Origin of the sequence: Anaerococcus sp. mt242 (assembly GCF_016798225.1) — a bacterium.
In the GTDB taxonomy this organism is placed as follows: domain Bacteria; phylum Bacillota; class Clostridia; order Tissierellales; family Peptoniphilaceae; genus Anaerococcus.
Genome location: NZ_JAEUYX010000002.1, coordinates 67,143 through 79,998, shown reverse-complemented (window position 1 = coordinate 79,998; position 12,856 = coordinate 67,143). Strand labels below are relative to the sequence as shown.

Here is a 12,856-nt window from a genome sequence, read left to right as displayed (position 1 = left end):
GGGTACCTATATGTATCCTAGTTTTTTAAAATTGCTTAAAACGCATTTTAGAGCGTGCTTTCCATGGTAATAATTTAATCCACCTTGCAAATATGCCACATATGGTGCTCTTAGTGGTCCATCAGCAGATAGCTCGGAAGTTGCTCCTTCAACAAATCCACCTGCAGCCATAATTACTGGATCTTCATAACCCGGCATTGGAAATGGTTCTGGAACTAAATTAGAATCAACAGTAGCTGCTTCTTGTATTGATTTACAGAAAGTGATTACCTTTTCAGGATCTTTAAATATAATGGATTGAACAATGTCACTTCTTGGGTCATCAACTTTTGGTATTACATCATAACCAAAATCTTCAAAAACTTTTCCGAATAATAAACCAACTTTTATAGCTTCTTTTACTATATGTGGTGCAAAATATAAACCTTGCAATACATTTCTTGTAGTCCCAAAACTTAAACCTTCATCTTTTCCAATACCAGGTGCAGTCAAAGTGTTTGAACAATATTCTATAAGCTCAGACTTTCCGCATATATAGCCACCTGTTATAGCAATTCCACCACCTAAATTTTTTATTAAGGATCCTGCAACGATATCAACTCCAACTTCAATAGGTTCTTTATCTTCTGTAAATTCTCCATAACAATTATCTACAAAAACTATAGTATTAGGATTTACTTTTTTTATTTCTTTTACAGCTTTTTCAATTTCATCAATTGTAAATGCACGTCTTTGAGTATAACCAGTTGACCTTTGTATTAACGCAAGTTTTGTGTCTTTATCAATAATTTTTGGAATATTTTTATAATCTATAAGGTTGTTTTCATCTAATGATAACTTATCATATGAAACACCCTTTGATATTAAATTTCCTTTTTTATCACCTGCAATACCTATAACTTGTTGCATTGTATCATAAGGATCATCAGTAATAGCTACCATTTTGTCCCCATGGTTTAATAGAGCAAATAACACTAATGAAAGCGCATGAGTTCCAGCAACTATACTAGGTCTTACTAAGGCATCTTCTGATTTAAAAATATCTGCAAAAATCTTTTCGACCTTTTCACGTCCGGTATCTGCATATCCGTAGCCTGTAGCAGATATAAAATCTTGGGTATTTAAATTATGTTTATTAAAAGCTTTTAGCACTTTTAATTGGTTAAATTCTGAAATTTTCTCTAAATTATTAAATTCATCACTTAAACTTGTCTCAGCATCTTTAATTATTTCATCAAATGCCGGATTTATATTGTAGTGTTCATATATTTCATTAAAATTCATATGTTTCCTTTATAATGCTGATAATAGCATCAGCGGCATCATTTTTATCAATATTATCCATAATAATTTCATGGGTAAAACCATATTGTAAATAACGTTTCATCCATGTAGTTTGTCTTTTAGCATAGTGTCTAGTATTTTTTTGTATTAAATCGATTAATTCATCTATATCAATCTCATTCCTTATAAAGGGAAATAACTCTTTGTAACCGATTGCGGCCATTGACTGAGAATCTTGATCTAAATTATATTTTTTTGTAACTTCGGTAAATTCTTCTATTAAACCTTCGTCAATCATTTTAATAACTCGATTGTTAATTTTTTCATAAATACTAGTTCTATCGTTATAGTTTAAAAAAAATAATATTGGATTAATATCTTTGTTAAGTTCTTTTTCTCCTAAGCGGACTTCTGATGGAGCCTTGCCTGTAACTTCATATATTTCTAAAGCTCTAATTATCCTATTAGTTTCATTTGGATGGTATTTTTTAGCTGTTTTTGGATCGATATCTTCTAATTTGTTATAAAGATACTCATTACCCTTTTCATCTGCTATGCCCTGTAAATTTTGACGTAGTTTTGGTTTTTGAGAAACTTGACCATAATTCATATCAAATAATATAGAATCAATATAAAATCCTGTTCCCCCAGCAATTATCGGAACTTTTCCTCTGTTATTTATATCTTGAATCAACACATTTGCCCTATTGGAAAAATCCTCTACACTGAAGTTCTCATCTGGATTTATAATATCTAGCAAATGATGTTTTATACCATCAAATTTCTTAGTTTTGTTTGTTCCTATGTCCATATTTTGATAGACTTGTTGACTATCTGCGGATATTATTTCTCCATTGAAGGCCTTCGCTATTTGTATAGCTATATCGCTCTTACCACTAGCAGTAGGACCGGTTATAATTATTACATTATTTTTCAAAATATTTCTCCAAAGTGTCTTCATCTAATTCCAAGATTACAGTCTTACCATCATAAGATTTATAAGGGTTCTCTAGTTTAAAAATTTGTTCCATAAGTTGTTCTGCTGTCTCTTGATTAATAATGTGACCTTTTCTAAATGAAGTATCCTTAACTAATTTATATATTTTTTTGAAAAAGACTTCATTTTTTTCTTTTAAATCCATATCTATTAAATCTCTAATTAAGTTTTCGTTCTCAGCATCTTCAAATATGTGTGGAACAGATCTTACAATTAATTGGCTATTTCCAAAATCTTCTATATCAAAACCTAATGATTTTATAAAGACTTTATTAGTTTCATATCGAAGTTTTTCATCAGCCTTTAAATTAATAATCAATGGATTTAATAGTAATTGGGATACAATTGTTGAATCTTCCAAATCTTTTATATATTTGTGAAATTTTATAGATTGATCAGCTCTTCTGTGATCCATGAGATATATTTTATCATCAGTTGCTTTAAAGACTGAATATCTATCAAATATACTAGTTAAGTATAAAAATGTATTGTCGTTTACAAATGAAGTTTCTTCTACTTTATCTAATTCTATTGTATCCTTGATTGGCGTTTTTAGAGACTTCTTAGTTTCTAAATCTATAGTATTATCAGTATCAAAAAAACTATTATCGGTTTCATATGACGATTTCTCTTCTCTAACTATATTAAATCCGCTATAAGAATTCAAAAGATTTTGATAATTAGTCAAGTCTGGGATAGAATTCTCTTTTTTTTCTAATATTTTTATAGAATTGGGGTTTACATTTTCTCTTAGTGATTGATTAATTGTTTTTTCTATCAAACTTATCAATTTATCTTCGTAATTAAACTTGATAGTTCTTTTGTTAGGATGAACATTAATATCCAAGTTCTTAGGATTTGTATCTAAAAATAAGAAAAAGGCTGGAAATCTTCCCTGAGGTATTAGAGATTTATATTCTTTTTCTATTATTTTTGTAATAAGATTGCTATCTATAAGTCTATTATTGACATAAAGATATTGTAGATTTCTGCTTCCCCTGTAGTAATTTGATGAAGAGATATATCCGTTTATATGATAAATATCATCTGTACTATCTACTTTTATCAAATTATCTTTGAGATTTTTATCCAGTAACTTAGCAATTCTAATATTCAAAGGCTCATTTGCATTAGTCTTAAACTCTATTCTACCATCTTTTATATATTTTAAGGAAAGGCCCTCATATCCTATTGCCAGGGAGTACATAAGTTTTGATATAGCATTTGATTCTGCAATATCAGATTTTAGAAATTTCTTTCTTACTGGTATATTGTTAAATAAATTAATTACTTCAATACTTGTACCATTATTTGTAGCTATAGATGATTCTTTAAAACTATTATTCAAAAATTCAAACTTTTTGCCAATAGCATCATTCTCAGTTTTAGAAATTGCTTTTACTTGACTGACAGTAACTATACTCGCAAGGGCTTCGCCCCTAAATCCTAATGAGTATATATCATAAAGGTCAGAAAAATCTTTGATTTTAGATGTAGTGTGCTTTTCAAATGCTAAGCGCATTTGATCATTTGCTATTCCCCTGCCATCATCTGTTACACGGATATAAGATTTGCCGCCCTTTTTAATTTCTATGACTATATTTTTTGCATCTGCATCTATTGAATTTTCCACCAATTCTTTAACGACAGAAACAGGAGATTCTATAACTTCACCTGCAGCTATTTGTTCTATTGTTCTATCATCTAATTTTATTATTGGCATTATAATTCATTGATCCTTTCAACTAAAGTGTTTAGTTTATTGATAGCCTCAATAGGTGTAAGTTCATTGATATCGATATTAGCTGATAATTGCTTGATATCATTAATTTTATCATCGTTAATTTCATCTAAGGTATTTTTTATATCCGTAGTCTTATCCAAATTAAATACTTCATCACTATCAAGTTTTTCCATAAATTTTTGTGCATTTGTTATGACTTCATTAGGCAGACCGCTTAGTTTTGCTACTTCAATACCGTAGCTGCGATTTGACTTACCTCTTTTTATTTTTCTAAGGAAAACTAGATTATCATTTTCATTTAAAATTTCAATTTTAAGATTGACCACGTTATTTAGTTCATTTTCCAAAATTGTAAGTTCATGGAAATGGGTTGCGAATACTGTTTTAAATTGCTTTTTCTTTGAGATATATTCTACTAGGGCCATAGCAATACTAAGACCATCATCTGAAGAAGTACCCCTGCCTACTTCATCTAATATGACAAATGATTTTGAACTAGCATTTTTTAAAATATTTGATACCTCATTCATTTCAAGCATAAATGTAGATTCACCTTTTGAGATATTATCACTAGCTCCAATTCTAGTAAAAACTTTATCACAGATTCCTATTTTTGCGTAAGATGCAGGAACAAATGACCCCATTTGAGCAAGTATTATAATAATTGCCATTTGTCTCATATAAGTTGATTTCCCAGCCATGTTTGGTCCGGTAATGATTTGAATTATATTATCGTCTTTCCCTATTTCTGTATCATTTGCTATAAACTCATTTTCTTTTAGATTTAACTCAATAACAGGATGTCTACCATTGTTGATAATTATTTCATCATCATTATTTAACTCTGGTCTTACATAATTATTTGAAACTGCTACACGAGCTAGAGTATTAAGTGCATCTATATTTGCTATCATTTTGGCAAGTGATTGTAACATTAAGGTTTGATCTAATATTTCATCTCTTATATTGTTAAATATTTGATATTCTAAGTCATTTACCTTATCCTTTCCACCTAGGATAAGATTTGAAAGTTTTTCAAGAGTTTCAGTTGTGTATCTTTCTTGATTTTTTAAAGTTTGCTTTCTTATATAAGAATTTGGAACCTTGTCCAGATTACTTTTTGTTATTTCTATAGAGTATCCATTATTTTTATTAAATACTATCTTGAAATTTTTTATGCCAGTTCTTTCGCGTTCGCTAATTTCATATTGACTTAGTTTTTCAACAGCGTTAGTTGATTCAGTCTTTAAAATATCTAGATTTTTATTAAAGCCCGTCTTAATAATCCCACCTTCAGTAATAGAAATAGGTGGTTCGTCAACTATTGAATTTTCTAAGATATCCCATAAAGCATTTACTCCAGGAAGATTGATACCTAAATTTTTTATATTTTCATTATCAATATTTTCTAAATATGATTTTAACTCTGGAATATTTTTTAGAGAATTCTTAAGTGAAATCATATCTCTGGCATTTGCTCTTTTGTATGAAATCTTACCAACCAATCTTTCCAGATCGTAAATGTCATCTAAGAAGTTAGAAATATTTTGAGAATCAATTGGGTTTTCAAAGAAATATTCAACTATATCTAGCCTTCTATTTATTTTTTCAATATCAATTAAAGGGCGTTCTAGCCATTCATTTATAATTCTTGAGCCCATTGCAGTATCGGCTTGATCTAGAATTTTTAGAACTGTATCATCTTTAGTATTATTATTTAAATTTCTATGAAGTTCTAAATTTGTGCGGGTATTTGCTTCAAGTTCCAAGTAGTTTGATACTTCTAAGACTTCAATATTATTGATATGTTTTAAGTTATCATCATAAAACTCATATATATAATCTAGAAGATTTGCCAAAGATACTATTGATAGTCTTTTATTAGAAATTTTTTTAAAATTATCATCTCCTAGATGGGCTATTATGGTATCAACACTGTTATCATATTGACCATTATCTTCTATGTAATTTATAAATATATTGGTGCTTTGATTCAGATATCTTGAAAGCTCTCTGAGTTTATAATTTCCATTTATAATTATTTCAGACGGATCTATTTTTTCTATCTGATCAATAGCTTGTTTTGCTATGAAATCATCTGATCCTTTTAACTCTATTGTAAATATAGCACCAGTTGATATGTCACAATACGATAAAGATAAACCAAAGTTATTTTGAAAGATTGATAATAGATAATTATTTTCACGATTTTCTAGGGATTCCATATCAGTAATGGTCCCTGGGGTTATCACGCGAGTTATAGCACGCTTTACTAATCCTTTTGCTTGTTTTGGATCTTCTATCTGATCACACAATGCAACCTTGTATCCCTTTTTCACTAACTTATTTACATAATTATCTATAACATGATGAGGAACACCACACATAGGAGCTTTTTTATCATGACCACATTCTTTTCCTGTTAGGGTTAGTCCTAAAGCCTTACTAGTTATAATAGCATCGTCAAAGAATGTTTCATAAAAATCCCCTACCCTATAAAGTAGTAAGGCATCTTTAAAACTATTTTTGACATCTATATAATGTTTTAGCATTGGTGTTAACTTTTCATATGTAAAATTATCTTTCATAGTATTTCCTCTTCTATCTAACATTATACCATAAAAAAAGCCCACCCTCGGGGTGAGCAATTACTCAATATCAATGGTTTTAACATTTCTAACCCAAGATGCAGATGAGTCTGCACTTGTATCTATTAATAACATTTTTCCATTACGTTGATTTAAATCAAAAACTGGTGATCCATCTATTTTATAAACTAAATACACTCTTTCAGGCTCAAGAGCTGCTGACATTGAAAGACGCTTTTGATTGCCATCATTATCTTCTATTAGCATTACTGCTCTATCTTTTAAATTAATATTTAGGTTTCCTATAATTTTATCAATAGAAACTCCCTCGATATCCACTTTTTCAAGTCCGTTATTAATACTAATTGTTTTTTTCTCCCCACCTGATTTTCTAATTTCTTTTAATGTTAAAGAATCTAGCTGATCTCCATTTCCCTTTACAATTAAAATTTCATTATCATATTTTGCAATGGCACTTTCTATATTTTTTTTGTGTATGAATGCTGCAATTAAGATAATCGATAATATTGCTACAATAGAGATTATAATTCTATACTTATTTTTCTTTAACTTTCTATTTACTTTTCTTCTATCCATTATCTACCAGTGGAACCAAATCCACCCTCACCCCTATCGGATTCATCTAAACTATCAACTTTTTCAATTTCAAATTGTTGATATGGTTGTATTACAAGTTGTGCTAAACGATCACCATTTTTAATTATTTGAGTCTCTTCTCCATAATTATAAAAGTAAATCATGATCTCACCCCTATAATCAGAATCAATAACTCCTATTGTGTTAGCAAGCATTAATTTTCTTTTTACACCTGTAGACGAACGTGGGTACACTGCACCAAAATAACCTTTTGGAATTTGAACTTTTAAATTTGTATCAATTTTGACAGTCTCTTTTGGTTTTATTTCTATATCTTCTTTAGTTGAACAATATAAATCAATTCCTGCAGCTTCAGATGTAGCATATTGTGGTATTATATTTTCAGTTACAATTTTTAATTTTTTTGTCATTATATCACCTTCACTAAAGATTAATATACCAATTTTTGCCCCAGATTACAAAGGAAAGTATAGTAAAAATAAGAAAAGAGGTTGAATATGGATAATATAACTAAAAGATTTTTAAAGTACATTTCTTATGATACAAAAAGTAATCCAAAAAATGGAGACAGTCAAAAACCATCTTCGTTAGGTCAATGGGATTTAGCGAATGAACTAAAAAAAGAATTAGAAAATTTGGGTTTAACTGCGACTATTAACGATGAAGCATTTGTTTTTTCAGAGATAAAATCAAACACTGATAAAGATTTACCAAAAGTTGGATTTATTTCTCATATGGATACATCTCCGGAAATGCCAGGTAAAATTGATGATCCCCAAATAATTGAGTATAAAGGTGGGGATATCAAGCTTAACGATAAACGCTCTATTACCGTTGAAGATTTTCCAGTTCTTAAAGATTTAGTAGGGTTAAATCTAATAACAACACGAGGCGAAACTTTACTGGGTGCTGATGATAAAGCTGGTATTGCAGCAATTATGAATATGGCAGAGTATTTTGTAAACCATCCAGAAATTGAGCATGGTGATATAAAAATAGCCTTTACACCTGATGAGGAAATAGGAACTGGAGCTGATACTTTTGATGTAGAAAGTTTTGGTGCTGATTTTGCCTATACAATAGATGGTGGATATTTAGGCGAGCTAGAATACGAAACATTTAATGGTGCTGCAGCAAAAGTTCATGTTAAAGGTAAATCTGTTCACCCTGGTTCTGCAAAAGATACTATGATTAATTCTACATCAGTAGCTTTTGAATTTGATAGACTTTTGGGAGAGGTCAAACGTCCAGAACATACAGAAGGTTATGAAGGTTTTTATCATTTAATCGAGATTAATGGCGATATTGAAAATACAAATATGGAATATATTATCCGCCATCATGATAGAGAAGAATTTGAATCTATGAAAAATCAATTTATCGCTAATAAAAATTATTTAAACGACATATATGGTGATATAATAAATATAGAGATAAATGATAGTTACTACAATATGGGAGAGATTTTAAAAGACAAGCCCGAAATCGTAAATTATGCAAAAACTGCTATGGAAAATTTAGGTATCGAACCTATAATAAGTCCAGTACGTGGTGGTACAGATGGCTCAAAATTATCTTTTATGGGATTACCTTGCCCAAATATTTTTGCAGGTGGATTAAATTTCCATGGAGTGTATGAAATGCTTCCTATTGAATTTTTGGAAAAATCATCAGAAACAATTATTGAAATTGTAAAAGTGATTGCTAAAGATTGTTAAGTATTATATAATGAAGTTGGGTATAATATTATAAAATGTATAAAGGAGTTTTTTAATATGACTGAAGAAAAAAAATACGACGAAGAAGAAACAAAAGTAGAAGATCCTAAAACAGGACAAGAATCAGACTCTAGCCAATACGAAGGTGACGAAGAATTAGAAGACGTTGCTAACAACTTAGATGAAACAGAAAGAAGCAGCGATCCTGATGTAAAATATCATACAGATACAGAATACAGAAATACAGATGTTGATGAAGCTGGATATGTATCTGGACCAACAGCTGAAGGTAGAAGAACAAGAGTAGATGAACTTTCAGAAAACCCTTCAGAAAATGAATAATAATTATATATAAAAAAGAGCCAAACGGCTCTTTTTTATTCGTTAATTACACGTCTTAGCATATCCCCTACTTCTAAAGGTAAATCTATATTCATATATATTTTTTCTTTTGGTTTGTTAGCAACTTCAATCTCTTCGCCTTTAGAATTCCTCATATTTTCTATAGTATATTCGTAGAAATCTTTTGAATTTCCAAATATCTCTATTTCTTCACCAGGGAAAAATCTATTTCTTTGCTCAATTATAGCTTCCTTTGTTTCTGGATTATAGTCTAAAACAGTACCTATAAAATCATATTTTCTTATATATGATGAATTTTCATATATTTGATCTTCCCCATCTGGTTTTTTGTGGAAGAATCCTTTTGTGTAATGTCTATGGCTAGCTTTTTGTAGTTCATTAAAATATTTTTCAACTGTCTTCTCATTATAATCGCTCTCGTAATATGCATCTATCACTTGTCTATAAGACCTTATTACAGTTGCTACATAAAAAGCAGTTTTCATTCTACCTTCGATTTTAAAACTATCTATTCCTGCTTCAATTAGCTTATCCAACTCATCGATTAGGCAAAGATCTTTTGAGTTCATTATATATGTGCCAGATCCATTTTCTTCGATTGGATAATATTCTCCTGGTCTATTTTCTTCTTGGATAGAATATTTCCATCTGCATGCTTGGGAACAATCGCCTCTATTTGCATCACGGCCTGTCATATAGTTACTCAATAAACATCTTCCTGAATAAGAAATGCACATGGCACCGTGGACAAAAACTTCTATTTCTAAGTCTTTAGGAGTATTATTTCTTATTTCAATTATCTCTTCTAATGACAATTCACGAGCTAAAATAACTCTTTTGGCACCCATTTTATGCCAAAAATTGACAGTAGCTGTATTGGTAACAGACGCTTGTGTTGAAACGTGAAGCTCTATATCTGTAAGTTCTTTTGCAATTGAGAATATACCAGGGTCTGAGATGATAAGTGCATCAACACCTATTTCATTTAAATATTTAAGATAATCTTCTAGACCAATCATGTCATCATCGTGTGGGACTATATTCATAGTAATGTGAACACGAACTCCATTATCATGAGCATAATCTACAGCTTTTTTCATAGCTTCTCTATCAAAATTTTTAGCGTTTGCTCGTAGGCCAAAGCTGTCTCCTGCCATAAATACTGCATCTGCACCAAACTTTATTGCAGCTTCTAATCTTTCCATATCCCCAGCGGGGGCAAGTAATTCTACCTTTTTATTTTTCATTTTTACTCCTTAATACTTAAAGTTAAACCATCACCTATAGGGATAATAGTACTTTGAAAATCTTCTCTATCCATTATATAAGCTAGGTAATTTCTTAATCTTTTAACTATAGTAATCATACGTTTATCAACGTAATCATCATTTAAAACCATTCCTTTAAATAATACATTATCAGCAATTATTATGCCACCATCGTTTAATAGTTTTGAAGTTTTTTCAAAATATTCTCTATAATGAGCTTTATTTGCATCAATAAATACAAAATCAAAGCCTTGATGTATTTCATCCAAGGCTTTTTGTGCATCATCATTTATTATTTTTATATCAGCATTATACTTTTTAAAATTTTCCTTAGCTTTTTTTGCTGTGCTTTTATCAAGCTCAATAGTTGTTATATCAGCCTTTGTATACTTATCAAAAACTAGGGCAGAATAACCTATAGCTGATCCTATTTCTAAAATACTTTTAGGATTTTTACTTATAAGAATGGTTTTAATAAACTCTTTGGTTTCAACATTCATTATAGGGACATTATTAGCCTCTGCGTATTCACGCAAGTCTAAAAAATCCCTATCCTCAATTAGTTTTTCTAAATAAAGACTAGTATGAGGATAATTTATATATTTCATTATTTTCCACTTCTGAAATTACTGGTAAAATCATTGGATCACGGCCAAGTTCATTATATAAATAAGATTTTAAATCTTCCCTAATTTGATATTTAATTTGGCTGATAGCTCTAATTTCTTCTTTTTGGCATTTTTCAAATGATCTGATTACAACTTCTTTTGCATTTTCAATAATATCTTGGTTTTCTTTAACATAGACAAAACCACGGGATACTATTTCTGGTCCTGCTAGTAATGTTTGAGTATTTCTATCAAAGGTAATTGATACTACCATTAGTCCATCTTCTGATAGATGTTTTCTATCCTTAAGAACTATATTACCAACATCGCCTATTCCTGAACCATCAACTAGTACGTTTCCTGCTTGAACTTTTCCAGCTAATGAGGCAGATTTTTTTGTAAACTCAATTACATCACCATTTTCAAGAATGTAAATATTTTGCTTATCCATTCCCATAGAAACTGCTATCTCTTCATGTGTATGAAGTTGACGAGCTTCACCGTGAGCGGGGATTAGAAATCTAGGGGTTGCAAGTTGATACATAAGTTTAATCTCTTCTTGGCAAGCGTGTCCAGATGCGTGTACTCTTGCTAAAGATGAATATACAATATTTACACCAATTCTAGTTAGTTTATTAATAACATTATTTATTGCAATTTCATTTCCAGGAATTGCTGATGATGAAAGGATAACAGTATCAGTTTCATTTAAATGTACTTGTTTATGTTCTCCATTTGCCATACGAGTTAAAGCTGATAAAGGTTCACCTTGTGTACCTGTAGATAGTACTACAATTTCATCATCTGCATAATTTTTGATGTTTTTCATCTCAATTAATGTATTATTTTTAACTTTGAGATACCCTAGATCACTGGCAATTTTTACATTGTTCATCATTGATCTACCTGATAGAGCAACTTTTCTATTATATCTTTCAGCTGCATAAATGATTTGTTGAACTCTGTGTAGATTAGATGCAAATGTTGCAACAATAATACGTCCAGATACTTGACCGAATATTCTTACAAATGTATCACCTACTTCTCTTTCACTTATTGAGTATCCTGGTCTTTCTACATTTGTAGAATCACAATATAAGGCTAATAGTCCTTTTTTGCCAAGCTCAGCTATTCTTTGAATATCTGTTGGATCACCATCTATAGGTGTAAAATCCATTTTAAAGTCTCCTGTAAATAAGATTGTACCTACTGGAGATTTAACAGCTATTGCACAAGAATCTGGTATGGAGTGGCTCACTCTAATAAATTCTAGGCTTAATTCTCCAACCTTTACCTTATTATTTACATTAACCATTTTTATTTTATTTGGGTTTAGTCCATGCTCTTTAAATTTATTTTCTAATAGACCCTTAGTAAGCTTAGAACAATACACATTTGTATCTACATTTTTTAGAAAATAAGGTATTGCCCCTATGTGGTCTTCGTGACCATGGGTTACAAATATTCCGCCTAATTTTTTCTTATTTTCTTCTACATAGGTAAAATCAGGAATAACGATATCCACCCCAAGCATTTCTTCATTTGGGAAAGTTAATCCACAATCTATCATAACCATATCGTTGCCGTATTCGACAAGTGTACAGTTTTTACCTATTTCTTGTAACCCACCTAAAGGGATTACTCTCAGTTTCTTTTCATTTGACATTT

The 12,856-nt window shown here is 30.2% G+C and carries 11 protein-coding genes; 2 read left to right on the top strand and 9 right to left on the bottom strand.

The window, feature by feature from the left end; genetic code table 11:
- Positions 1 to 6 precede the first annotated feature (6 nt).
- The 6 genes from JNO63_RS01575 to dut are packed head-to-tail and all read right to left on the bottom strand — an operon-like array spanning position 7 to position 7,641.
- Positions 7 to 1,284: a methionine gamma-lyase family protein gene (locus tag JNO63_RS01575; RefSeq protein ID WP_203126550.1), complete on the bottom strand. Its 1,278-nt coding sequence runs from the start codon at positions 1,282 to 1,284 to the stop codon at positions 7 to 9.
- Entirely contained in the window at positions 1,274 to 2,221 is a 948-nt protein-coding gene (miaA, locus tag JNO63_RS01570; protein WP_203126548.1) for a tRNA (adenosine(37)-N6)-dimethylallyltransferase MiaA, read from the bottom strand. The genes JNO63_RS01575 and miaA overlap by 11 nt, the downstream gene beginning before the upstream one ends.
- A complete protein-coding gene (mutL, locus tag JNO63_RS01565) occupies positions 2,211 to 4,004 on the bottom strand; it encodes a DNA mismatch repair endonuclease MutL (protein ID WP_203126546.1) in 1,794 nt (597 codons plus the stop codon). Before mutL ends, miaA begins: the two co-directional genes overlap by 11 nt.
- A complete protein-coding gene (mutS, locus tag JNO63_RS01560) occupies positions 4,004 to 6,613 on the bottom strand; it encodes a DNA mismatch repair protein MutS (RefSeq protein ID WP_203126545.1) in 2,610 nt (869 codons plus the stop codon). Before mutS ends, mutL begins: the two co-directional genes overlap by 1 nt.
- A 60-nt stretch (positions 6,614 to 6,673) precedes the next feature.
- Positions 6,674 to 7,210: a hypothetical protein gene (locus tag JNO63_RS01555; RefSeq protein WP_203126544.1), complete on the bottom strand. Its 537-nt coding sequence runs from the start codon at positions 7,208 to 7,210 to the stop codon at positions 6,674 to 6,676.
- Positions 7,210 to 7,641, bottom strand: a complete 432-nt coding sequence (dut, locus tag JNO63_RS01550; RefSeq protein ID WP_203126543.1) for a dUTP diphosphatase — start codon at positions 7,639 to 7,641, stop codon at positions 7,210 to 7,212. The genes JNO63_RS01555 and dut overlap by 1 nt, the downstream gene beginning before the upstream one ends.
- 87 nt (positions 7,642 to 7,728) lie before the next feature.
- Between dut and pepT the strand changes: the two genes are divergently transcribed.
- Both pepT and JNO63_RS01540 read left to right on the top strand, forming a co-directional pair.
- Positions 7,729 to 8,949, top strand: a complete 1,221-nt coding sequence (pepT, locus tag JNO63_RS01545; protein ID WP_203126542.1) for a peptidase T — start codon at positions 7,729 to 7,731, stop codon at positions 8,947 to 8,949.
- 57 nt (positions 8,950 to 9,006) lie between these two features.
- Positions 9,007 to 9,291: a hypothetical protein gene (locus tag JNO63_RS01540; RefSeq protein ID WP_203126541.1), complete on the top strand. Its 285-nt coding sequence runs from the start codon at positions 9,007 to 9,009 to the stop codon at positions 9,289 to 9,291.
- Between the two features lie 35 nt (positions 9,292 to 9,326).
- On the opposite strand, the gene JNO63_RS01535 is transcribed toward JNO63_RS01540, so the two are convergent.
- From JNO63_RS01535 to JNO63_RS01525, 3 genes are read right to left on the bottom strand one after another with little or no spacing between them, the layout of a single operon-like run.
- On the bottom strand, positions 9,327 to 10,559 hold the full coding sequence (locus JNO63_RS01535) for a peptidase U32 family protein (protein WP_203126540.1): 1,233 nt from the start codon (positions 10,557 to 10,559) through the stop codon (positions 9,327 to 9,329).
- 2 nt (positions 10,560 to 10,561) lie between these two features.
- A complete protein-coding gene (locus JNO63_RS01530) occupies positions 10,562 to 11,188 on the bottom strand; it encodes an O-methyltransferase (protein WP_203126539.1) in 627 nt (208 codons plus the stop codon).
- Positions 11,160 to 12,854, bottom strand: a complete 1,695-nt coding sequence (locus tag JNO63_RS01525; protein WP_203126537.1) for a ribonuclease J — start codon at positions 12,852 to 12,854, stop codon at positions 11,160 to 11,162. The genes JNO63_RS01530 and JNO63_RS01525 overlap by 29 nt, the downstream gene beginning before the upstream one ends.
- Between the last annotated feature and the right edge of the window lie 2 nt (positions 12,855 to 12,856).